General features: G+C 61.1%; 30 protein-coding genes and 1 pseudogene. 10 read left to right on the forward strand and 21 right to left on the reverse strand.

The genetic code is table 11. The features are described from left to right. From L598_RS12070 to cysS, 5 genes and pseudogenes are all read right to left on the reverse strand, one after another. Positions 1-542, reverse strand: a pseudogene (locus L598_RS12070) (citramalate synthase); the annotation flags it as partial. 155 nt (positions 543-697) lie between these two features. After that, entirely contained in the window at positions 698-1,651 is a 954-nt protein-coding gene (pip, locus tag L598_RS12075; RefSeq protein WP_144862777.1) for a prolyl aminopeptidase, read from the reverse strand. Next, positions 1,648-2,154 (reverse strand): GFA family protein, encoded by a 507-nt coding sequence (locus L598_RS12080; protein ID WP_144862778.1) that lies wholly within the window; start codon positions 2,152-2,154, stop codon positions 1,648-1,650. Before L598_RS12080 ends, pip begins: the two co-directional genes overlap by 4 nt. Positions 2,155-2,163: 9 nt before the next feature. After that, complete coding sequence (locus L598_RS12085) at positions 2,164-2,547, reverse strand: VOC family protein (RefSeq protein ID WP_144862779.1); 384 nt, start codon at positions 2,545-2,547, stop codon at positions 2,164-2,166. A gap of 96 nt (positions 2,548-2,643) precedes the next feature. After that, positions 2,644-4,056 (reverse strand): cysteine--tRNA ligase, encoded by a 1,413-nt coding sequence (gene cysS / locus L598_RS12090; RefSeq protein WP_144862780.1) that lies wholly within the window; start codon positions 4,054-4,056, stop codon positions 2,644-2,646. Positions 4,057-4,451: 395 nt separating this feature from the next. Between cysS and L598_RS12095 the strand changes: the two genes are divergently transcribed. Next, positions 4,452-4,613 carry a transcriptional regulator gene (locus tag L598_RS12095; RefSeq protein WP_144862781.1) on the forward strand — a complete coding sequence of 54 codons (162 nt, stop codon included), beginning with the start codon at positions 4,452-4,454 and terminating at the stop codon, positions 4,611-4,613. Here the strand turns inward: L598_RS12095 and L598_RS12100 are convergent. Next, complete coding sequence (locus tag L598_RS12100) at positions 4,590-5,216, reverse strand: LysE/ArgO family amino acid transporter (RefSeq protein WP_144862816.1); 627 nt, start codon at positions 5,214-5,216, stop codon at positions 4,590-4,592. The genes L598_RS12095 and L598_RS12100 overlap by 24 nt on opposite strands. 89 nt (positions 5,217-5,305) lie before the next feature. Then, the gene (locus L598_RS12105) at positions 5,306-6,067 is read right to left on the reverse strand and encodes an SOS response-associated peptidase (RefSeq protein ID WP_144862782.1); all 762 of its coding nucleotides are present in this window, start codon (positions 6,065-6,067) and stop codon (positions 5,306-5,308) included. Positions 6,068-6,151: 84 nt separating this feature from the next. Here L598_RS12105 and L598_RS12110 point away from each other — a divergent pair, with 84 nt between their 5' ends. From L598_RS12110 to L598_RS12135, 6 genes are all read left to right on the forward strand, one after another. Continuing rightward, positions 6,152-6,553 carry an NUDIX domain-containing protein gene (locus L598_RS12110; protein WP_144862783.1) on the forward strand — a complete coding sequence of 134 codons (402 nt, stop codon included), beginning with the start codon at positions 6,152-6,154 and terminating at the stop codon, positions 6,551-6,553. Between the two features lie 48 nt (positions 6,554-6,601). Next, positions 6,602-6,979 (forward strand): TIGR02301 family protein, encoded by a 378-nt coding sequence (locus L598_RS12115; RefSeq protein WP_144862784.1) that lies wholly within the window; start codon positions 6,602-6,604, stop codon positions 6,977-6,979. A gap of 122 nt (positions 6,980-7,101) precedes the next feature. Next, on the forward strand, positions 7,102-7,359 hold the full coding sequence (locus L598_RS12120; RefSeq protein WP_144862817.1) for a hypothetical protein: 258 nt from the start codon (positions 7,102-7,104) through the stop codon (positions 7,357-7,359). Positions 7,360-7,469: 110 nt separating this feature from the next. After that, a complete protein-coding gene (locus tag L598_RS12125; protein ID WP_144862818.1) occupies positions 7,470-8,216 on the forward strand; it encodes a hypothetical protein in 747 nt (248 codons plus the stop codon). A gap of 159 nt (positions 8,217-8,375) precedes the next feature. Continuing rightward, entirely contained in the window at positions 8,376-9,239 is an 864-nt protein-coding gene (locus L598_RS12130; protein WP_144862785.1) for a folate-binding protein YgfZ, read from the forward strand. Next, positions 9,239-9,853, forward strand: coding sequence for an HD family hydrolase (locus L598_RS12135; protein ID WP_144862786.1), 615 nt, complete (start codon positions 9,239-9,241; stop codon positions 9,851-9,853). The genes L598_RS12130 and L598_RS12135 overlap by 1 nt, the downstream gene beginning before the upstream one ends. A 13-nt stretch (positions 9,854-9,866) precedes the next feature. Here the strand turns inward: L598_RS12135 and L598_RS12140 are convergent, their stop codons facing one another. From L598_RS12140 to L598_RS12155, 4 genes are read right to left on the reverse strand one after another with little or no spacing between them, the layout of a single operon-like run. After that, entirely contained in the window at positions 9,867-10,142 is a 276-nt protein-coding gene (locus L598_RS12140) for a type II toxin-antitoxin system RelE/ParE family toxin (RefSeq protein ID WP_144862787.1), read from the reverse strand. Then, positions 10,142-10,402 (reverse strand): ribbon-helix-helix domain-containing protein, encoded by a 261-nt coding sequence (locus tag L598_RS12145; RefSeq protein WP_144862788.1) that lies wholly within the window; start codon positions 10,400-10,402, stop codon positions 10,142-10,144. The genes L598_RS12140 and L598_RS12145 overlap by 1 nt, the downstream gene beginning before the upstream one ends. A gap of 56 nt (positions 10,403-10,458) precedes the next feature. After that, positions 10,459-11,919 (reverse strand): RimK family protein, encoded by a 1,461-nt coding sequence (locus tag L598_RS12150; protein WP_144862789.1) that lies wholly within the window; start codon positions 11,917-11,919, stop codon positions 10,459-10,461. After that, the gene (locus L598_RS12155) at positions 11,916-12,410 is read right to left on the reverse strand and encodes an N-acetyltransferase (protein WP_144862790.1); all 495 of its coding nucleotides are present in this window, start codon (positions 12,408-12,410) and stop codon (positions 11,916-11,918) included. Before L598_RS12155 ends, L598_RS12150 begins: the two co-directional genes overlap by 4 nt. Positions 12,411-12,635: 225 nt before the next feature. On the opposite strand from L598_RS12155, the gene L598_RS12160 reads away from it, so the two are divergent. Together L598_RS12160 and L598_RS12165 are read left to right on the forward strand one after the other, a co-directional pair. Beyond that, entirely contained in the window at positions 12,636-13,529 is an 894-nt protein-coding gene (locus L598_RS12160; protein ID WP_144862791.1) for a mechanosensitive ion channel family protein, read from the forward strand. A gap of 47 nt (positions 13,530-13,576) precedes the next feature. Then, positions 13,577-13,894, forward strand: coding sequence for a LysM domain-containing protein (locus L598_RS12165; protein ID WP_144862792.1), 318 nt, complete (start codon positions 13,577-13,579; stop codon positions 13,892-13,894). A 75-nt stretch (positions 13,895-13,969) separates the two neighbouring features. Here the strand turns inward: L598_RS12165 and L598_RS12170 are convergent, their stop codons facing one another. Together L598_RS12170 and L598_RS12175 are read right to left on the reverse strand one after the other, a co-directional pair. Then, the gene (locus L598_RS12170) at positions 13,970-14,770 is read right to left on the reverse strand and encodes an anti-sigma factor (RefSeq protein WP_144862793.1); all 801 of its coding nucleotides are present in this window, start codon (positions 14,768-14,770) and stop codon (positions 13,970-13,972) included. After that, positions 14,767-15,285, reverse strand: a complete 519-nt coding sequence (locus L598_RS12175; protein WP_144862794.1) for a sigma-70 family RNA polymerase sigma factor — start codon at positions 15,283-15,285, stop codon at positions 14,767-14,769. Before L598_RS12175 ends, L598_RS12170 begins: the two co-directional genes overlap by 4 nt. A 205-nt stretch (positions 15,286-15,490) precedes the next feature. Here L598_RS12175 and L598_RS12180 point away from each other — a divergent pair, with 205 nt between their 5' ends. After that, complete coding sequence (locus tag L598_RS12180) at positions 15,491-16,729, forward strand: MFS transporter (protein ID WP_144862795.1); 1,239 nt, start codon at positions 15,491-15,493, stop codon at positions 16,727-16,729. 9 nt (positions 16,730-16,738) lie between these two features. Here L598_RS12180 and L598_RS12185 read toward each other — a convergent pair whose 3' ends face one another. From L598_RS12185 to L598_RS12220, 8 genes are all read right to left on the reverse strand, one after another. Beyond that, the gene (locus L598_RS12185; RefSeq protein WP_144862796.1) at positions 16,739-17,248 is read right to left on the reverse strand and encodes a GNAT family acetyltransferase; all 510 of its coding nucleotides are present in this window, start codon (positions 17,246-17,248) and stop codon (positions 16,739-16,741) included. Between the two features lie 71 nt (positions 17,249-17,319). Beyond that, on the reverse strand, positions 17,320-17,838 hold the full coding sequence (locus L598_RS12190; protein WP_144862797.1) for a PaaI family thioesterase: 519 nt from the start codon (positions 17,836-17,838) through the stop codon (positions 17,320-17,322). Then, entirely contained in the window at positions 17,835-18,605 is a 771-nt protein-coding gene (gene recO, locus L598_RS12195) for a DNA repair protein RecO (protein ID WP_144862798.1), read from the reverse strand. Before recO ends, L598_RS12190 begins: the two co-directional genes overlap by 4 nt. A 17-nt stretch (positions 18,606-18,622) precedes the next feature. Continuing rightward, positions 18,623-19,540, reverse strand: a complete 918-nt coding sequence (era, locus tag L598_RS12200; RefSeq protein ID WP_144862799.1) for a GTPase Era — start codon at positions 19,538-19,540, stop codon at positions 18,623-18,625. Beyond that, positions 19,537-20,256: a ribonuclease III gene (gene rnc, locus L598_RS12205; protein WP_144862800.1), complete on the reverse strand. Its 720-nt coding sequence runs from the start codon at positions 20,254-20,256 to the stop codon at positions 19,537-19,539. Before rnc ends, era begins: the two co-directional genes overlap by 4 nt. A gap of 5 nt (positions 20,257-20,261) precedes the next feature. Beyond that, positions 20,262-21,011, reverse strand: a complete 750-nt coding sequence (gene lepB, locus L598_RS12210) for a signal peptidase I (RefSeq protein WP_144862801.1) — start codon at positions 21,009-21,011, stop codon at positions 20,262-20,264. A gap of 78 nt (positions 21,012-21,089) precedes the next feature. Further along, positions 21,090-21,491, reverse strand: a complete 402-nt coding sequence (gene acpS, locus L598_RS12215) for a holo-ACP synthase (protein ID WP_144862802.1) — start codon at positions 21,489-21,491, stop codon at positions 21,090-21,092. Next, on the reverse strand, positions 21,491-22,084 hold the full coding sequence (locus L598_RS12220) for a DUF2062 domain-containing protein (protein ID WP_144862803.1): 594 nt from the start codon (positions 22,082-22,084) through the stop codon (positions 21,491-21,493). The genes acpS and L598_RS12220 overlap by 1 nt, the downstream gene beginning before the upstream one ends. Between the last annotated feature and the right edge of the window lie 66 nt (positions 22,085-22,150).

The raw sequence follows: 22,150 nt of genomic DNA on the forward strand, positions 1-22,150 counted from the left end.
CCGCCATTGGTGTCGCAGAGGATGACCCACCGGCTGCCGGCCTCGTATGCGGTCTTCGCGCAGGCCAACGCATAGGCCGGATTGGCCTTGTAACCGTCGAAGAAATGCTCGCAATCGATCATGGTCTCCTTGCCGGCGGCGACCGAGGCGGCGACGGTGGCCGAGATCGATTCGAGATTTTCCTCATTCGTGCAGCCGAGCGCGACACGCACGTGATAGTCCCAGCTCTTGGCAACGAAGCAAACGGCCTCTGCACTCGATTGGAGCACTGCGGCAAGTCCCGGATCGTTCGAAGCCGAAATGCCAGCGCGTTTCGTCATGCCGAAGGCGGTGAAACGGGAATTCTTCGTTCTTTTGCGGGAGAAGAATTCGGTATCGATAGGATTGGCGCCGGGATAGCCACCTTCGACATAGTCCATGCCGAACTCGTCGAGGAGCGCAGCGATGGCGATCTTGTCCTCGACCGAAAAGTCTACGCCCGGCGTCTGCTGGCCGTCGCGAAGTGTAGTATCGAAGAGATAGATGCGTTCCTTAGCGGTCACGGCTTCGGTCCTTCATTGGCGCGACGGATTCCAAAGCTTGTCCGTCCTCGTACGCTTCGCTTCTGCGGGCGAACGGGCAACGCAATGTCGCGTCGAAGAGGTGGATGCGGTGCTTACCGGTCACGATCTGCACCCCCATGCCATGTGAGCGACGATCATTCCTTGCCCCCGAACCTATCCGTCGCCCGAATCAGACGGTCGAGAATTCCGGGCTCGGAATAGGCATGTCCCGCTCCCTCGATCAGGTGGAATTCGGCATCCGGCCAGGCCTTGTGCAGCGCCCAGGCAGTGGCCGGAGGCGTTGCCATATCATAACGCCCCTGGACGATGACGCCCGGAATGCCCTTGAGCTTGCCGGCATCGCGAATGAGCTGGCCTTCCTCCATCCAGCCGCCATGAACAAAATAGTGGTTTTCGATCCGCGCGAAGGCATCGGCAAAGGCATCCCTGCCGAAGGCGCTGGCCAGCGCCGGAGCAGGCAGGAGGGTGATCGTTCCCCCCTCCCATTGGCTCCATGCCTTGGCTGCCTCAAGTCTCACCTCCCGGTCGTCGGACGTCAGCCGCTTGCGGAAGGCGGAAACAAGGTCGCCGCGCTCGGCCTCGGGGATGGGAGCAAGGAAACACTCCCATTTATCCGGGAAAAAGAGCGAGGCGCCGCGCTGGTAATACCAGTCGATTTCCGATCGCTGCATGGTGAAGATGCCACGCAGCACGAGTTCGCTGACGCGGTCGGGATGCTTCTCGGCATAGGCAAGCGCGAGCGTCGAACCCCAGGAGCCGCCGAAGACCATCCATTTTTCCACGCCCATCATCTCGCGCAGCCGCTCCATATCGGCCACCAGATGCCAGGTCGTGTTTGCCTCCAGCGACGCATGTGGCTTGGATTTTCCGCAGCCTCGCTGGTCGAACAGGAGCACGTCGTAGAGCTTCGGATCGAAAAGCCTTCTGTGAGCCGGCGAGAAGCCGCCGCCAGGGCCGCCATGCAGAAAAACGGCCGGCTTGGCGCCAGGTGTCCCTGACCTCTCCCAATAGATGCTGTGGCCGTCGCCGACCTCCAGATGGCCGGATGCATGGGGTTCGATTTCGGGATAAAGGGAGCGCAGGCTCATCGGGAAGCGTCCTTCGGCGGCCATTGGTCGGTATCGTGATCGGGATGCTGGTAGGAGACCAGTGTGGCCAGATATCCGGCGGCCGGTACATCCTCCATTGTGTCGTGGCCGGGCAATTCGTGCAGCCCGTCCACATAAGGCAGCCTGGCCTCGATGCCCCATTGAATCTGTGGTGCGATTTCCTCCGGGTGATCGAAGGCGCCGATGGCCAAGGCTATGCCAGCGATGCTGTTTTCGGGGGCTTCGAAGGTGAGCGGCGTGCCGCATTCGCCGCAGAAGCCACGAAGAACGTGGTTGGACGACCGGAAACGCTTCGGCTCGCCGCGCGTCCAGCGGAATTGTGCGTCGCGCACGGAGACCAGCGGTGCATAGAAATTGCCGAAAGCCTTCTGGCACATGCGGCAATGGCAGATCGACGCATCGCCCAACGCACCCTCGACGCGAAAGCGCACGGCCCCGCACTGGCAGCCGCCCGTATAGATCGGTTCGTTATCCAGACTCATGATCGGCTCCTATTGCGGACGATGGCAGACGGCTTCGATATTGTTGCCGTCCGGGTCGATGACGAAGGCGCCGTAATAATCCGGGTGGTAATGCGGCCGCAGGCCGGGCGCGCCATTGTCCCTGCCGCCCGCCGCAATGGCCGCGGCATGAAACGCATCGACATCGGCGCGGCTATCGGCCGTAAAGGCATAGTGGCGCCCTGGGCCCGTCGTCGTCGCCTCATGCAGCCAGAAGACCGGCCGCTCCCGGCCATAGCCGCCGACCTTGACGTCGCCGGTATATTCCTTGGGCACCATCATCAGCAGCCTTGCGCCAAGCGGCGCCATGGCCTTGTCGTAGAAGGCCCTCGCCTTCTCGAAATCGGAAACGACTATGCCGGTATGGTCGATCATGCCCTCACCTCCTCCTGCATGTGGCCACGCTGCGCCCGGACGTCTTCAGCGAGCAGCCCGGCGGCAGCCGGCCATCTCCCCCTCGAGAGGGGGAAATCACCGCCGCACCTCCCATGTCGTCACGCGTTCACCGGTGACGGGATCCTTGCCGTCCTTCAACTGAATGCCCTGCTTCAGCAGTTCGTCGCGGATGCGATCGGCCTCGGCCCAGTTCCTGTCACGGATGAAGGCGAGGCGTTCGTCCACAAACTTCTGCACGTCGACGCTTGTTCCGATCTCGGAAAGATCGATTCCGACAAGTTCCGCAGCCGCCCGAAGTTCGGAAGCCGGAAGATCGGATGCGTTCATCAACATCAGATACCGAGCGAAATCGAGGTCGTCCGAAAGCGTTTCCAGAAATGCCGCAGAAACGGTGCCGGCTTCATGTCCCACAACACGACGTCGCCATTTCGTAACAAGCGCCTCGGCCTCCTCCAGCTTGCGAACGCTGAAGTCGATCGGCTCGCGGTAATGCGTCATCAGCATGGCCAGACGCAGGACTTCGCCCGGCCACTTGCGACCACCGAAACGATCCGTGTGCAGCAATTCGTGGATGGTGACAAAATTGCCCTCGCTCTTGGACATCTTGCGGCCTTCCACCTGGAGGAAGCCGTTATGCATCCAATAGCGCGCCATCACCTCCGTTCCATGAGCGCAGCGGGACTGAGCGATCTCGTTCTCGTGATGCGGGAAGATCAGGTCGAGGCCGCCGCCGTGGATGTCGAAGACCTCGCCGAGATAGGCGGCGGACATGGCCGAGCATTCGATGTGCCAGCCAGGCCGGCCGCGGATCGTCACCTCACGGTCCGGCAGCCGGAACAAAGCTTCCCAGCCGGGTTCGTCGGCGGAAGACTGCTTCCAGAGTACAAAGTCAGCCGGGTTCTTCTTATGGGCATCGACGGCCACACGGGCACCGGCCTGCTGTTCGTCGAGATTGCGCTTGGACAGCGCCCCGTAATCGGCCATGGAGGCGGTATCGAAAAGGATTTCCCCTTCTGCTTCATAGGCATGGCCGCGTTCGATAAGCCGTTGAATCAGGCTCACCATGTCCGTGCGGCCATCCTGGCGCGGCAGCACGAATTCGGTGGCGCGCGGCTCCACGGTCGGCGGCAGGCAGCCAAGCGCCTTCACGTCCTCATGGAACTGGGTGGCAGTCCTTTCGGTGACGCGGCGGATCGCCTCGTTGAGTGGCATGTTGGGGAAATCCCGCAATGCACGGGCGTTTATCTTGTCATCCACGTCGGTGATGTTGCGCACATAGGTAACAGCGTCCTCGCCGTAGAGATGGCGCAGAAGGCGGAACAGCACGTCGAAGACAATGACCGGCCGCGCATTGCCGATATGGGCGAAGTCGTAGACGGTCGGCCCGCAGACATACATGCGCACATTCGACGGATCGAGGGGAATGAAATCCTCCTTCGCCCGTGTGAGCGTGTTGTAAAGCCGAAGTCCCCGAAACCCGTCAGACATGCAATTCTCGTCTCCTGAGTGATCTGCCGTGCACGAGCTCTATCGCCAGCCTGCTGGCCGGGGCGTTTTTCTTGGCTTCAAGGAGGAGGCGAAAACGTCCGGACCAGCGGGATTGCGCTAGCCGATAATGCAGATGCCGGTAATGGCGAGAGGCGTTTTCATCGCGCGCTTTATCGCGCCCTGTCGAAGCCTCGTCAAGCTTGGAGCGCCGGAAAAGCACGAAGAGGAGCGGAAAGGTTCCATCACATCGGCTCCGGGACGTGAAGAAACTATTAAGCCTAATAATTCAATTTGAACCGATCAGGCGGCACCATCCCCGTTGCAGCCAAGTTTTCGACGAATTCGAGCACCATTTGCCAAGGTGAGCGAAACGCAGGAAATCCGAGGAAAAAAAGATGGCTCGCAAGACCGGAAAAACCGAACGCAAACCGCAAAAGAAGAGTGAGGGGCTGGTCGCCCAATATCACGCGATTGGACCTGCTTCGCTGATCGCGGCGCTTCTTTGCACGTCTCGCAACCGCATCACCATCGCTTCAGGTCGCGCCAAGACGGCTTAAAAGGCCGAGCGCGATAGCGGCCATCACAAGGCCGATGATGATGTCGAGAACTCGCCAAGCGGCGGGTCTGGCAAAAAGAGGCTGGAGAAGTCTCGCTCCATAGCCGAGCGCGAAGAACCAGACGAACGAAGCAGCGACGGCGCCGATTCCATAGGCGACCCTGCCGGCTCCCTGATAAGTCGCGGAAAGCGACCCGATGAGCAGCACCGTATCCAGATAGACATGCGGGTTGAGGAAGGTGAAGGCAAGGCAGGCGGCGACGGCCGCCTTCAGGCTTGCTCCGTCTTTCCCCGAAACTTTCATCGCATCGGGGTGAAGCGCGCGCCGGAACGCAAGGAAAGCATAACAGAACAGGAATATGGCACCGCCCACCGTCACGGCCGTGATGAGCAAGGGCGACTGCGCCACCAGGGTGCCAAGGCCCGCCACGCCGGCAACGATCAGAAGCGCATCCGAAAGCGCGCAGATCAGGCACAGCACGAAGACATGCCGGCGTAACAGCCCCTGGCGCAGGATGAAGGCATTTTGCGCCCCGATGGCCACGATCAGCGAGCCGCCGAGGAGAAATCCGGAAAGGAAGGGAGCAAGCAAGGCAGGAACCATGCCTTGCCTTTGGCCGAATTGGGCCGCTGCTGCAAGGGGCATACGCGGCCGTATCGCGCTGCATCACAGGAACGGAGCCAAAGGGAATCTCAAAACAGCGCGAGCTGGCCGTCGGTCGGGTTCTTCGGCTTGTCGTCCGCCAGAGCCACGGATGCATCCGGCCCCACGCGCTCCTGCAGATCAGGACCGGCATTGGCCACCTTGTTGACCTTGTCGGAAACGGGGATCGCCTCGAAGAAGCCAGGTTCGACCGGCCGCAGGAGATCGGCAACGTCACGCGGTTCGCTGCGGACGCAATCGAGCCAGCGGTCAAAATCCCGGCGATGGATGACGACTGGCATGCGCTCATGGATATGGCGGATATCGGAATTGGCCGATGTCGTCAGAATGGCTCCGGTGTCCATCTCCGAGCCGCCGGGCTCCAGCCAGTTCTCCATGAGGCCAGCGAAGGCGATCAAGCCGCCACCTGTCGGCCGGACCCAATAGGCCTGCGGCTTCCGCTTGCCCTCACGCCGCCATTCGTAAAAGCCAGTGGCCGGCACCAGGGTTCGACGGTGGCGCATGGCTGCCCGGAAAGTGGCCTTTTCCGCCGCCGTTTCCGAGCGGGCATTGATGAGAAGCGGAAAGGAACGCGGCTCCTTCGCCCAGGAAGGAATGAAGCCCCATCGGACAAGCTGGGATCGCCGCGAAGGCAGATTCGATCCGGCCTCCCGCCGCGGGSCGGCGGCAACCATCAGGATCGGTTGCGTCGGCGCGATATTGAAACGCGGCGGAAACTCCTCGACATCCAGCGTGTCGAACATTTCCTCCACGTCTCGCGGTGTCGTGGTCAGGGCAAAGCGTCCGCACATGATCCGTTTACTTCTTCACCGATTCCTGCGGGCGATGTTAAACATCGCCTTTCCTGCTGCCCACCCTTGGAGGCCCATCAAAGCGTGAATCCCCAAGCTATCCCGGCCGTTTCGGTGGCTCTGCGAAAAGGCGAGCGTCTTCTCCTCGTCCGTCGGGGCCGCGAGCCCGCACGCGGGCTCCATGCCTTCCCTGGCGGGCGAATCGAAGCCGGCGAAACGGCCGAAGAGGCAGTCCGCCGCGAATTGATAGAGGAAACCGGGCTGGAAGCCGGCGCGCTCAGTCTTCTGCGCGAGATCGATCTCAAGGCGCATGATGGGCGCGTCTTTCGCCTGAGGGTCTTTAGCGGCGCCTATATCGGCGGAGAGGCGTCGCCAGGCGACGATGCCGAGCATGCAGCATGGTATACGGTCGAGGAGATGCGAAACCTGCCGATGACAGCCTCCACGCTCGCCATTGCCGAAGATATCCTGGGCACGCAGGAATAGGGGCAGCAGGCCCTTGCAGGCCGGCTGTTCCTGCGCCACAACAACATGATGTCCCGTCGGTTCTCCGCCTTCGTCTTCACCGTCCTTTTCATGCTGCCTGCCGTCTCCTCCACGGCCCAGAGCGCCAATGCGCCCTATGAAAGGCAGTTGCTACGCCTGGCGGAAGTGCTCGGCTCCATCCACTATCTGCGCAATGTCTGCGGCGAAAAGGGCAATCAATGGCGCGAGCAGATGGAGGAACTTCTGGCAACGGAAAATCCCAGCCCGGAACGTCGGGCGAAACTGGTGGCGAGCTTCAATCACGGCTACCGGTCCTTCCAATCGACCTACACCCATTGCACAGCTTCCGCGGTGGAGGCCATCCAGCGTTATATGAAGGAAGGCGAAACCCTCACCAGCGAGATCGCCTCGCGATATGGTAATTAGAAGATTGTTAACTTTGCGAAAAATGGTCGCGCTTGTGCCGCAATTCATGTGATACATCGCTTAACGGGACATTAAGGGACTCTGGCGCCTTGGGCGGCGCCGCAAACCGGGTGGACATGGCCATGCATCAAGGCCTCGGGGACATAGACGCGCTGATCCGGGAAGAAATGCGGATGACCTCCGCCGAAAGCCACGGCGAAGCTTGGGCTGAAGGCCTTTCGGCCGGGATCGAGCCCGAGATCATCGCTGAAGCAGCGCTCTCGACCGCCTTTGCCGAACTGGTGCGAAGCAGCGGCGAACATGTCGCCCTGGCGCTGCTCGACCGCATGAGGGAAAAAGTAGCCGCCGGCGAATTCCAGGCCGAGCGCACCCGTCATTGAAGCCGGCCGCTTCTTCGTTATTGCCAGTCATCCAGCGGACCCATCCGGCCTATGCGGAGAGAGAGGGTATGATGGCTTTTCGGTACCCGTTCCGCCGCCAAATATCAGGCATGGCGCGGCAGGCGGGAAGCCTTGTGCCGCTAGTTCTGGGCGGACTGCTGCTTTCCTGTCTTTCGGTCCCCCTGCCCGCCCACGCGCTCAGCGAAATCCAGCGCCAGAATCCGCCTGCCGCCGGTGAGTCCGACGAAACGGCTCCATATCTGATTCCGCTTCCCGGGGAGGAGGAACAGGCTTCCCCGGAGGACGATACCCCTGTTTCGCCGGCGCCGAGCGGCACAGAGGCCCCTGCACCGAATATCGAGCGGCCCGATATCGATCCGGACGAGCCCTTGCCGGAAGTGCTTTACGATCTCGACAGACTGCCCGAGCCGGTCCGCCGCATGCATGAACTGATCGTCGAGGCATGCCGCAGCGGTGACGTCGAAAAACTGCGGCCACTGCTGGGCACCGGCGACGACGGGACACAAATCTCGCTTGGCGGTCTGGAAGGCGATCCGATCGATTTCCTGCGGGAGCTTTCGGGCGACGACGAAGGGCAGGAAATTCTGGCGATCCTGCTGGAGGTGCTGGAGGCCGGCTTTGTCCATCTGAACCAGGGCGATCCGTCCGAGATCTATGTATGGCCCTATTTCTTCGCCCTGCCGCTCGATAAACTCGACGCCAGGCAGCGGGTCGAGCTCTTCACTCTGGTGACGGCCGGCGACTATCAGGACATGAAAACCTTCGGCGCCTATATTTTCTACCGTGTCGGTATCACGCCCGAGGGGCGTTGGCTGTTTTTCGTTGCCGGCGACTGAAGGGATCGCGCACCGCATGCGCCTGCAGCGACCCCCGGTGTGACATCGGATCATTCCCGAAAATGGATCCCGTTTGTCGGCCAAGGCTTCAGCGGGCTTGCTCGCGGCATCAAGGCGACTTACGTAAACCTTCTTCGGAAATCAATTTGCCGCAAGACAATGCCAACCATCCATCTCCAAGATCGCGCTCTTCTGACGGTGGCCGGCCCCGAAGCCGAGCACTTCCTCCAGAATGTCCTGACCAGCGATTTCGGGACGCTCGCAACGGGAGAAGCGCGACCCGGCGCACTGCTCACTCCGCAAGGCAAGATCCTTTTCGACTATCTCGTTTCACGCAATGCCCCGGATAGCTTCCTGCTCGAATGCCGCAACGACATCGCGGATGATTTCCTGAAGCGGCTGATGCTCTACCGTTTACGCGCCAAGGCGGAAATCTCCAAGCGGGATCAGGTTGTTGCCGCGGCAAGCTGGCATGTTGATTCAACTGGTTCACAAGCTGAAACCGGACTTTTGGACCGCCGTTTCCCGGACGAAGCGCATGTCTGCCGTTTCTACGCGGATCTTCCCAGCCAGGATGCTTCGGTCGAAGACTGGAAACTCATGCGCATCAGGCACGGCGTGGCGGAAAGCGGCGCCGACTATCAACTCGGCGATGCTTTCCCCCATGACGTCCTTCTCGACCAGAATGGCGGCGTCGGCCTCCGTAAAGGGTGCTATGTCGGCCAGGAAGTCGTCTCGCGCATGCAGCATCGCGGCACGGCCCGGCGACGTGTGCTGATCGCCCACGGCAAGGGCCTATTGCCGGCAACGAGCACCCCTGTAACGGCAGGTGGCAGGTCCATCGGCGCTCTCGGCACCGTGAGCGGGCAAGAGGCACTGGCGATCGTCCGCATCGATCGGGTCAAGGAAGCCATGGATGCCGGCACTCCGATTCTGGCCGGAGAGGCGGAGATCACGCTGACCATACCGGCCTGGGCGCAATTCGCCTTCCCGGAAAGCGCCGAAGAGATGGCCGGCGGCTGATGAGCGGTACGCAGGGCGAACAGGCGCGGGCTTGGCAGCGCATGCTTTCGGGACGGCGGCTGGACCTCTTGAACCCCTCTCCTCTCGATATCGAGATTACAGACATCGCGCATGGACTTGCGCGCGTGGCCCGATGGAACGGGCAGACAAAGGGCGATCATGCCTTTTCGGTAGCCCAGCACTCCTTGCTGGTGGAGCAGATATTCCGGCAGATAACTGCCGATCCCGGACCGGACTGGATACTCGCCGCCCTTCTGCATGACGGGCCCGAATATGTGATCGGCGACATGATCTCGCCCTTCAAGGTAACGCTCGGCGGCGAGTACAAGATGGTCGAGAAACGGCTGCAACAGGCGATCCACCTGCGCTTCTCACTGCCGGCGGAACTGCCGGAGAAGCTCACCAAGGCGATCAAGCGCGCAGACCGGATCGCCGCCTATTTCGAGGCGACACGGCTTGCAGGCTTCGACGAGGCCGAGGCGGCACGTTTTTTCGGCAGGCCGCGAGGCATCCCGGCAAGCGGCTTCATGATCGAGCCGCAGCCGGCAAAGCGCATTCAGAAAGCGTTTCTGGAGAGGTTCGCCGCGATCGAGAAGACGGTGATGAGGATATAGAACCGTTGCATCGCTAACGATCCTCCCGCGTGTGCCATAGGCGCAGCACATAGATCGTTGCATCCTGGATTTCATAGCGCATCTCATATCGCCCGACCAGAATGCGGCGCACTTCGCGCGGCTCGAATTCCTCCAGCTTTTCACCGAGGCGTGGATAATCGAACAGCTTCTCCGGTGCTGCGGTCAAGGATTGCACGATTTTCGCAGCAGCCTTCGGATTGACCACTACAAGGAATTCATGCAGCTGTACCAAGTCCCCGACTGCTTTCTCCGTCCACTTCAGCTGCATCAACGTGGTGCTGGAAGCGGATTGTCGGTATCAAGGCTCTCGGCCCAGGCGCGCATGTCCTGGTGATCGATTACGCGTGCGCTATCGATATCGGCAAGTGCCTCCAAGGTCAGGCGCCGACGTTCTTCTTCCTGTTCAATCCAGGCAGAAAGAGCCTGCTTTACAATCCAGCCGCGGGAACGATCCAGCCGACTTGCCAGCTCATCCACTTTTTCGGCAAGTTGTAGAGGCACATGCGCAGTCAAGACTTTGGTTTCCATAGCAACCTCGGCAATCATAATTAATCATAGCGATTTAAAGCGATTAAGTCGAGTGCCTACCGCCCCGACCGCTCCAGCCGGTCGATGAACCACTGGGTAAGACGCATCCATACGTCGTCCTTCTCGCCCGAATCCTCGCAGCCATGGTCGAGATTTGGATTGTCGTTGACCTCGATGACATAGACGCCCTCGGCGGTTTCCTTGAGATCGACGCCGTAGAGCCCGTCACCGATGCAGCGGGCGGCGCGCACGGCAATATCGATGACATCCCGCGGCGTCTCTTTCAGCGTGAAGGTGCGGAAGCCGCCCTCGTCCGGCTTGCCGTTGCGGTCGTGATTGACGATCTGCCAGTGCTTCTTGGCCATCAGATAGTGGACTGCGAAAAGCGGCTGACCGCCAAGGACGCCGACGCGCCAATCGAATTCCGTCGGCAGATATTTCTGCGCAATCAGGAGATCGGAGTCCTCAAGCCATTTGGTCGCCAAGTCTTTCAGTTCGGCGAAATTCGCCGCCTTCTTGACGCCGCGCGAAAAAGCGCTGTCCGGTATCTTCAGCACCAGCGGGAAGCCCAGCGTGTCGGCCGCCGTTTCCAGATCGCCGTTACCGGCGATCATGACCGTCGGCGGCACCGGCACCTTGTTGTAGGTCATTAACTCGTTGAGATAGACCTTATTGGTACAGCGGATCATCGATAACGGATCATCGATCACCGGCATGCCTTCCTGCTGAGCGCGCCGCGCAAAGCGGTAGGTGTGGTTCGAGATTGACGTGGTCTCGCGAATGAAGAGCGCGTCATAATTGGCGAGCCTAGGCAGATCCTTGCGCGTGATCGGTTCCACCTCGACGCCCATCTTCTCCGCAATGCGGGACCAGTGCTTCAGCGAGACCACGCTGGAAGGCGGAAGCACTTCCTGCGGGTCAATCAGCGTTGCGAAAGTATAGCGCGCCGGCACGCGCGCCTTGCTGTCGCGCCATTCACGGCTCGTATATTTGTCGAGGCTGGCGATGAAGCGCTTCTTCTCCTCAGGTTTCATGCGGGCAAGCGGCAGGAATCCGATCTTGCGGATTGCCGCCCAGCTGCCATCGGCGATCGTCACTTCCAGCGCCGGCGCGCGGAACCAGTCGAAAAGCAGACGGGCGAAGCGGTCCCATGCCTTTGACGGCCCGATGCCGAAGAAGATCGGGACCGAGGTGGGGAAGCTGCCGCCGAGCTCCTTGCGGCATTTGTTCAGAACCTGCTCCAGTTCAGGCAGCGCATTCTCGTAGAGCTTGCGCTCCGACAGGTCGATCATGGTCTCGACGCTCGGAATTACCCTGTGTCCACGCGAGCTGGCGAGCAGCGAGGCGTAGTAGCCCCGGCTCTGATATGCATAGCTGTTTGAGAGATTGATCACCTTTGGCCGCTGGCCGCGGAACAGGGCCGGATGGGCGAGATAATCGCGATTGGTGATGATCTTGTGCGGGGTAGCGAACTGATCCAGATCGTTCTGCCTGCCGGTCAGTATGACCCAACTCATGATGCAGCCCGCTCTCCGGGTATGACGGCATCCTGCGGTCCGCCAGATAGAAGCTTCTCGAAGCGCAGTGCCGCCGCTCCGTCCTGATAGTATTTCTCCTTGCGCCCGATCCGGCGGTAGCCAGCCTTCTCATAGAAGCGGCGCGCACGCTCGTTCTCCTCGCGCACTTCGAGCCGCAGCACCATGCGGCCACGTTCGCAAGCAGCCTGCTCGGCAGCTTCGAGGAGCTTTTTGCCGATACCTGACCCGGAATGCCGCAGGGCGACCGCTATGGAATAGAGCCGCGCTACTGTGCTGCCCTTGCGATAGAGAACCATTGTGTAGCCGGAGATTGCGGCACCGGCACCGGACACAAGGATGGTCGCGGCTCCGCTCCTGAACAGGTGCTGAAAAGAACGGCGGGAGATGCGGTCGCTTTGGAAAACGGCATTCTCAATGGTGACAAGCGCGTCGATGTCGGAGGCGCGGGCCGGACGGATCTCGGCAATCATGCTGTTTGCTCGTCACCTCGAAGTGCAGGCGATGGTAGAGAGGCATTGGAACAGCACAGCCGTGCCTGCGTGCAGCCTCCACCGCGCAGACAGCAAAAGCGCTACGCTCCTGAATTGAGGCTGAATTGTGACATTTCCCCGTCCTAGCCTGCCGGTCTTTTGTCTGTGTTGCTGTTCCGGTTTAATGACTGCCGAATCCGTTCGATAACCCAGGAGAAACGGCCAATGGAATTCAACACGACCGGTATGATGACGGCAGCGGAAGCAGCATGGCAACAGGCCAGCGCGCTGATCGTTGCCTACTCCTTCTCGATAGCCGGTGCCATCATCCTCCTGATTGTCGGATATTTCCTGGCAGGTGTGCTTGAGCGCTGGGCTTATGGAGGGCTCGGCAAATTCAGCGCCTTTGACGAGACCCTTCGCAAATTCCTGTCAAAGACCATTCGCTATGCGGTGCTTATTCTTGTCGGCGTCACGGTACTGGCGCAGTTCGGTGTGCAGACGGCCAGTATCATCGCCGCACTGGGCGCCGCAGGTCTTGCGATCGGCTTGGCGCTCCAGGGAACGCTGCAGAACATCGCCGCCGGGATCATGCTGTTGGCGCTGAAGCCCTTCCGGGTCGGCGAATATATCGATACGGGAAACGTCGCCGGAACCGTCCAGGAGATCGGCCTGTTCGCCACGGAACTGAAGGCGGCCGATGGCGTCTTCGTCATGGCGCCGAACAGCGAACTCTGGAACACGCCGGTGATCAACTATTCGCGCAACAACCTGCGGCGCTACGATCTCGAGATCCGCATCGGTTATAACGACGATATCAATCTTGCCCAGGAGCTTCTGGCCGCGCTTGCAGCCAGCGACAAGCGTGTTCTGGACAATCCCGCACCGGAAACATTCGTGATGACACTTGGCGAGAGTGCAGTGAACGTAACCCTGCGCTACTGGACCAGAACCTCCGATTTCTGGCAGACAAGGTTCGATCTGACCAAGGCGGTCAAACGCGCCTTTGACGAAAACGGCATTACCATTCCATTTCCGCAGCGCGAACTCCGGCTTATTGCCGAAACGCCTGCGGACCAGCAGGAGGTCACGGCCAAGGGGAAGCGCGCGAAGAATTGATCGGCGTCGCCGCAATTTTGGCGCAGGCGTAGCGGCGGGATAGGTTGATGAAAGCCCTTTCCATTCTCATTGTATTTTGCTGCCTCGTCGTGCCGACGGCTAGCTGGGCCAATTGCAGGGGCGGAACCGGCATCAGATACGGCGAGACCCTGGAAGGGATCGCACAGCGCTGCGGCGTGAACGTCGAGGCGCTGAAGCAGGCCAATCCGGGCATTCAGATCGGTCCGCTGCAAAACGGCACCACCGTCCAGGTTCCTTCGCCGCCGCTCCCCTCGCCCATGGCAAAGGGCAGCGGCAAGGGTATCATCGGCCCTGTCACCCGCCCGGGAACCTTTGGCGGCCAGATCGAAGTCAGGAAGCCGTAGCACTTCCCCCTGACTGCTCGCAGCCTTTACGCCCCTTCGTCATGCGGGCAGCGGGCGTGACGAGGATTGCCTCCGTCATCCAGATGGATCCTGCCCTGAAAGCAATTGCCGGTAAGAGGCATTGGCGATCCTGAGCAGCATGTCTTCCGGCATGCTTCCGGCCACCGCATAGCCGAAACCCTCGTCCAGCCAGTAGAAGGTACGCGCGCCCTCATGCTCGTAAAGACGGAAGCCAGTTTCCGCAGCAGGAGCGCAATGGGTGACATAGAGGGAAATCCGTGCGCCCTCCGGATTTTCATACATGAACTGGGCGGCCGGAGCGTCACCGGAGGCCAGGAGTCGTCCCCCGATAAGCCTGAACCCCTCTCTCTCCAGGTCAGGCGCCTGGAGCCGGGTGCCGAGGCGTTTGGAGAGCCATCCGACAAGATGATCCTTCTGGTCGGCGGCGACTTCAACGACATGCAGCTTTTCGGCGGCGAAGATCACATGCGCGGCCACCGCATCATCAGCGATGCGCAGGACGGAACTGACACTCTGCTCAGCCCTCAGCATCCCGTAGAAATACCCGGCCGCTCCGCCTGCGACGAAGATCGCAGCCGCCGCTGCTGCGCGCCACCACGGCGCCCGGCGCGGCACTTTCCGCATGTCGGCGCCGGCCTCCGAGAAACCCGCGAACCTTGCGGGCAACGGTTCGTCCGCAACAGGCGCCAAGGCATCCCGCAGCAACTCCCGATCGGCCGCATAGCGTTCGCTGACAGCTTTCATCGGCGGGTTGTCTTCCAGCCAGCGGGCGAAGGCCGCACGCTCGTCTTCCAGCAGTTCACCATCGAGCGCCAGATGGATATCGCGGTCGGTATAGACACGGTGGTCGTTCATTTCTCCACGACCCTTATGCTTTTGCGCCGCCTTGCCCGGTCGAGCAGGACCCGCAATTCCTCGCGCCCGCGCGCGATGCGGGACATCAGCGTGCCGGTGGGGATCTCCAATACGGTAGCTGCCTGGGCGTAACTCAACCCCTCCACCGCAACCAGGAGCAGTGCCGCTCGCCGGTCGGCGCTGATGCCTTGCAGCGCGTCGAGCACGTCGCGCGAGGCCAGCACGTCCAACTGCACAGGCGCCACCGCAGCATCTTCATTCCCTGCCGGAGACTCCACCAGGGTGCGGCCGCGGCGCCGGGCCCTGCGCTTCTCGTCGATGAACAGGTGGTGCATGACAGTGAAAAGCCAACGGCGGGGCGATTCTCCGGTTTGCCAATTGTCGAGCCTGGACAGGGCTCGCTCCAGACAGTCCTGGACGAGGTCATCCGCGGCATCGGGATCACGCAGCAATGCACGCGCATAACGCCTCAAATTCGGGATTTCCGCCAGGATCGCCTGCTTCTTCTCTTCCATCCCGCTCCGTCCGGCGGCCGTCGACAGGTCAACCGCGCTGCAAGTGACAATGCAACAACGAAGGACAAGCGCCAATATTCCGGATTGGGACTCCCGACGCAGGCCGGGAATAGATATCAATATTATTGATCATTCTCCCAGATCAATTCAATTGAATGCGATCGTTCTTCCGATAGTATTGGCGCGTTTTCTCCGAGGATTTCCCATGACGAATGCCACTGCGACCCAGTCAAGCCGGTCGTCCTTCCCCTGGCTGATCGTTGCCTGCGGCTGCATTATCGCCGCCATGACATTCGGGCCGCGTTCGGCCATGGGCTTCTTCCAGCTTCCCATGCTGGAAGACCGGGGCTGGGACAGGACGACCTTCGGCCTCGCCATGGCGATCCAGAACCTGCTTTGGGGCGCCGGCCAGCCGATCTTCGGAGCCATCGCGGACCGCTTCGGTACATGGCGCGTTCTTGCGCTGTCAGGCATTCTCTACGCGGCCGGCCTGTGTATGATGGCGGTCGCGACCGATGAAATCATGCTGCATATCGGCGGCGGCGTGCTGGTTGGGCTCGGCGTAGCGGCCGGCTCCTTTGGCATAGTGCTGGCGGCATTCGCACGCCGAATCGCCCCGGAGCAGCGTTCGATGGTATTCGGCATCGGGACCGCCGCCGGATCGGCCGGCATGTTCCTTTTCGCGCCGATCACGCAGGCGCTGATCGACACTTTTGGCTGGTCGGACACGCTCGTCTATCTCGGGATAGCGATGCTGGCCATTCCGCTGCTCGCGATCCCGCTGACGGGGAATGCATCGACGGCAAGAGCCACTCAGGCGGAACTGGACCAGACGATCGGCGCCGCCCTGCGCGAAGCCTTCGGCCACCAGAGTTTCGTGCTGCTGGTCGCCGGCTTTTTCGTCTGCGGCTTTCAGGTGGCCTTCATCACCGCCCATTTCCCCGCCTATATCGGCGATCTGGGGATCGATGCCCGCTATGCGGTGATCGCCCTGGCGCTGATCGGCTTCTTCAACATCATCGGATCGCTCGGCTCAGGCTTCATCGGGCAGCGCTATTCCAAGCCTATATTCCTGGCGCTGATCTATCTGGCGCGGTCCGTTGCCATCACCGCCTTCCTGATCCTGCCGCAGACGCCGACAAGCGTGATCGTCTTCGCGATCGTCATGGGGCTGTTGTGGCTGTCGACGGTGCCGCCCACCAATGCGCTGGTCGCCATCATGTTCGGCACGAGATATCTCGGTCTTCTGGGCGGCATGGTCTTCCTTTCGCACCAGGTCGGCTCATTCCTGGGCGTCTGGCTCGGCGGCTATCTCTATGACCATTTCGGCACCTATGATCCGGTCTGGTGGCTCGGCGTCGCGCTCGGCATCTTCGCCGCTATCGTTCACTGGCCGATCAAGGAAAGCCCTGTCGAGCGGCCGATTCTGGCGCCGGCGGAGTAGGATTGCTCTTCATTCGCGGCGTTTCCTCGCCCTGCTGGCGGCGACGGGCTGATCCTTGTCGTCGTCGCCGGAATTCGTCTCTATGCGGCTGGAAAGCCACTGATACGCTCCGAGCGCCACAAGTGCGAACATCGCGGCCATGAAGAGGAACGCCGGATAGACCGCGAACTGGATGCCTTCGCTGCTCGTCTTGAAGACCATGACCAGCGCCTCCAGGCTGGCAGCAATCACAATGATGGTGATGAATTTAGTGATGGAGCGGCGCGATTCCGTGGAGGAACGGAGCTCGCGTTTGCGAACAATCTCTTCTTCGGCAATGAACTTCGCGGTTTCTATGACCGCGAAGCCGATGATCAGGATGCCTATGCTGTCGAGCGCAGCGGCCACGCGATCGCCTGCCGCAAGATTTACCACCGCCTCCCATACGGCCGCGCCGAGCAGAAGAAATGCAAGCAGCATGAGGATAATCGTGGCCGCGACAAAATAGACCAGCGCGACCTGCGAATAGAATTTCTGCATAAGCATCCTCGACCGGCAGACAAAACTGCCGGTTAAATGGATCGAAGGTCGGCTGCGGCAAGTGCGGAGCGTTACCGGGGCGCGAGATTGCCGATCGGAAAAATCGAGCAGGTTTCGGTGCCAAAGGCCAACAGCTTGCCGCTTCCGTCCCGCAAGCTCGCCTCCGAAACGGCCAAAGTTCGTCCCTTGTGGATCACTTTACCCTCGCAGATCACCTCGCCGGTCGTGAGCGTGATCGGGCGAGTCAGATTCACCTTGAACTCGACGGTCGTGTAAGCCTCGCCCGGTTCCAGCGTGGTGTGGACCGCACAGCCGAGGGCGGAATCGAGGACGGTCGCCGCCCAGCCGCCATGGACCATGCCGAGCGGGTTCAGATGCCGTTCGCCCGGCAATCCGTGAAAGACGGCACGCCCGTGCGATACCTCAGTCAGCCCGAAATTCATCTGTGCGCTTATATTCGGGGCGGGATAGGTCCCGTCGATCGCCTTTTGCAGCAATTCGAGTCCGGAGAATTTCGCGACGTCTTCGTGCGGTATGGTTCCGACGCCAAGCGGAGCGACATATCCGGGAAACAATTCGACAGCGCTCATGCAGCATTCTCTCCGTTGTCGTCTCCGCGCGGATGCTCCTCGGACAGGGCGCGACGCACCGCACCAAGGAAACCGCTGCGAGCTTCGGGCTCACCGAGCCCCCGCGGTTCGTAAACATGCCTGTGGAAGAAGAAACCTGTAAGACGGAAAGCCTCGTCCAGCGAGGCCACCTCCGCCCTCAGGGCAGAACCGCGACGCAGGAATGCCGGCAAGGCCAGCAGCTTGTCGTGCCAGGGTGTCCCGGCCTCCCGCGAGACCGCCCGGCCGCTCTTCGGCGAGACATAAACGAGATCGTCGCGCCGGCCAGTGGCCGCGCATTCGTCGAGATCGAGCCCGAAGCCCAATTCGTCAAGCAGAAGCAGCTCGAAGCGGACGACGAGCTCGGCGGCCGCCCGAGGGTCCTCAAGATGGCCGATCAGGATGCACAACGTCTCATAGAGGCCGGCATGGGGATCGCGCTCGGGCAGTAGCCTCAGGTGCGCCGCGAGCAATTGCACTCCATAGACCCCGGCCGCGCTTGCGAGAAGGCGGGCAGCGTTGAGTTCCACCGCCTCTGCCTGGAAGGTGCCTAGATGCTCGTCGAGCCGCGCCCGCCAGACGAGATCGACCCGGTTGCCCGGCTGAAGCAGCGGCTGCATCCTGCGCGAGCGGCCCCCGCGCACGAGGCCGAGGTGGCGGCCATGCGCCGGCGTCATCACCTCCAGTATGACGCTCGTCTCGCCATGCCGGCGGGTGCCAAGGATGATTCCCTCGTCGCGCCATTCCATGCGTGAACCTTGTCCGCTTACTGCGGAAACTCAAGCCCCATTTCCCGGTATCGCTCGGGATCATCGCCCCAATTGCCGCGCACCTTGACGAAGAGGAAGAGGTGCACGGGCTGCTCTAGGATTTCCGCGATCTCGGCGCGGGCCGCCTGCCCTATGGCGCGGATCGTCTCGCCCTTATGGCCAAGCACGATCTTCTTCTGGCTCTCGCGCTCGACGTAGATCACCTGCTCGATGCGCACGGAGCCGTTCTTGAGCTCCTCCCATTTCTCCGTCTCGACATGAATGGCATAGGGAAGCTCCTGATGCAGGCGCAGGAAGATCTTCTCGCGTGTGATTTCCGCCGCAAGCTGCCGCATGGGCAGATCTGAAATCTGATCTTCGGGATAGTACCACGGCCCTTCCGGCAAGGCCTTGGCCAGATAGTCGAGCAGGTCGTCGCAGCCCGAGCCGGTCAGTGCCGAGATCATGAAGGTGCGCTCGAAGCCGGCACGTTCATTGGCCTCGGCTGCGAGCGCCAGCAGCTTTTCCGGCTTCACGCGGTCGATCTTGTTCAGGATGAGCAGCTTCGGCTGACGGATATCCGCAAGATTGTCGAGGATGGCCTGTGTGTCGCCTTTCAGCCCCCGTTCGGCATCGACCAGCAGGGCGACAATATCGGCGTCCTTCGCGCCCCCCCAGGCGGTAGCCACCATGGCCTTGTCTAGCCTGCGGCGCGGACGGAAGATGCCGGGCGTGTCGAGGAAGACGATCTGCGCATTATCATGGGTGGCGATGCCGCGAACCATGGCTCGTGTCGTCTGGACCTTGTGGGTGACAATCGACACCTTGGCGCCGACAAGACGATTCAGGAGGGTGGACTTGCCCGCATTGGTGGCGCCGATCAGGGCGACAAAGCCCGAACCGGTGGGACGTTCGCCTTCCTGCGCTGCGCTCACGACACTTTCTCCGGCCCCTGCCAAACCCCTTCACGGATGAGCATGGCAGTGGCGGCAGCCTGCTCCGCTTCCCGCTTTGAACGCCCTTGCCCGATGGCAGATGCGTGACCCTTCACATGGACGCTGATTGTGAACAGCGGATCGTGGTCCGGCCCCTCGCGCGCATCCATCGAATAAGTGGGAGCTGCCCCGGCAACCTGATGCGCCCATTCCTGCAATTCCGTCTTGGGATCGCGTCTTGCAGCACCTTCGGCCTGCGAGCGCGGCATCCAATAGCGGTGGACGAAGTTGCGTGCCGCCTCCAGTCCGCCTTCCAGATAGATGGCGGCTATCAGCGCCTCCATGATGTCTGCCCGCAGATTGACGCGCTTGCGGCCGGTCACGGATCTGAGTTCTCTGCCGGCCTGGATCAGGTCGGCAAGATTGATCTCATCGGCTATGGCGGCGAGCGTCTCCGCATTCACGAGGGCGTTCAGCCGTACTGAAAGCTCACCTTCCGGCGCTTCCGGGTAGGCCTTGAAAAGCATTTCGGAGATGACGAGACCCAACACCCGGTCGCCCAGAAATTCGAGCCTTTGATAGTCGAATCCGGCAACTTCGCGGGCGCTTGCATGGGTCAGTGCCCGGTCGAGGAGCGAAATGTCGCGAAAGCTCTGGCCGGTGCGCTGTTCGAACGCTTCGGCGAGTTCCTTTCCCTTCAGACGCTTCCTCGACATCCAAGTTAGTTCAGAGCATTGAAGAGCCGTCCCGGGCGGAGCTCGGACGGCCATTTCCAGATTTCCAGCGGGCTTGCACCCCCGCCGATGGAGAAGAAGATGATGTTGGCGCGGCCGACAAGATTCTCCGCCGGTACGAAGCCGACGGAGAAGCGGCTGTCGGCCGAATTGTCGCGATTGTCGCCCATCATGAAATAATGCCCCTCGGGGACGACGAACTCGCGGGTATTGTCACCGATCGAATTCGGCGTCAGGTCGAGCGTATCGTAGGAGACACCATTCGGCAGCGTCTCGCGATAGACATCGACGGGACGGTCTACCTCCGTAATGTCGGGATTGTCGATCTGTCCGACCTTCTCGCGCGAAACCGCCTCATCGTTGATGAAAAGCTGGCCGTCGCGGATCTGGACGCGGTCGCCCGGCAGACCGATCACGCGCTTGATGTAGTCCAGCGACGGATTGGGCGGGAACTTGAAGACCACGACATCGCCACGCTCCGGCTCGCTGGCCCAAATGCGGCCGGAAAAAATCGGCGGCCCGAAAGGCAGCGAGTAGCGCGAATAGCCATAGGCCCATTTCGTCACGAAGAGATAGTCGCCCTCCAGCAGCGTCGGACGCATGGAACCCGACGGGATGGAAAAAGGCTGAAACAGGAAAGTGCGGATAACGAGCGCCAAAAGCAGCGCCTGGACGATCACACTTACCGTTTCGCCAAGTCCGCCGGATTTCTTCTGCGATTTTTCCGACACGCTCATCTCTTCCTCGAATGTCTGTCGGGTTCGTCTTACCGGCTCATGGCCGTCGGGGCAATGTGCTCACGCGGTCGCACATGGTTAGTCAACCGGAACCGCTTCGATGATCACGAACGCCTGGGCCAGCGGATAGTCGTCCGTGATGGTCAGATGGACGAGCGGCTTGTGTCCGGCTGGCACCATGCTTTCGAGCCGGGTTGCGGCACCGCGCGTGAGTTGCATGGTCGGCTTGCCGCCGGGCAGGTTCACCACGCCCATGTCGCGCCAGAAAACGCCCCGGGAAAGACCGGTGCCAAGGGCCTTGGCACAGGCTTCCTTGGCCGCGAAGCGTTTCGCATAGGAGGCGGCGCGCTCCTTGCGGCGGTCCGATTTGGCACGTTCCACCTCAGTGAACACGCGCATTGTGAAGCGCTCGCCATATCGCTCCAACGTCCTGGCGACACGGCGAATATCTATGAGATCGCTGCCTATACCTATAATCATCAACCAGCCACCGTCTTGGCAGAGAAGGTCTGTGCGGATGCCTTTCGCCTGGCCCTTTCGGCAAGCCGCCTGCGCCGTTCCTTCCGGAAGGCGATCGCCGCGCGGCGCGTGAGGGCATAGGCGACAAGGCCGAAGAGAATGCCCAGGGGAATGCACCCGATCGTCATGGGCTTCAAAAGAGGCTGCCAAAGCTCGGTGAATTCCAGATGCGTCAGCGCCCCGCCGAGTTGCAATTCGACCGTTTCCGACGGCCGGCTGCCATAGAGCAGAAATCTTCCTGTCTCCAGCGTCATGGCCCAGATGAAAGGATATGTCAGCGGATTGCCGACAAAGGTCGCCAGAGTGGAGGCCACGATATTTCCGGAAAGAAGCCAGGACAGGGCGATCGCGATGAGGAGGTGAAAGCCGAGAAAGGGCGTGAAGGAGGCAAAGACCCCGGCGGCAGCTCCAACAGCAATCGCATGGGGCGTCGCCGACAGGCGCAGAATGCGCTTCGTGTAATACTGGACAGAGCGCTTGATCGACCGGCGGGGCCAGACAAACGTTCTGACCCTTTCCCGCATACCAGCCGGCTTTCGACGTCGAAACAGCATCAGACGCACCACGGTCGGACGATATCCGACCTCATATTGCAACCCTGATCGATATAGCGATCGAAA

It is taken from the genome of Mesorhizobium sp. J18 (genome assembly GCF_007829525.1).
Taxonomy (GTDB): Bacteria; Pseudomonadota; Alphaproteobacteria; order Rhizobiales; family Rhizobiaceae; genus VLJP01.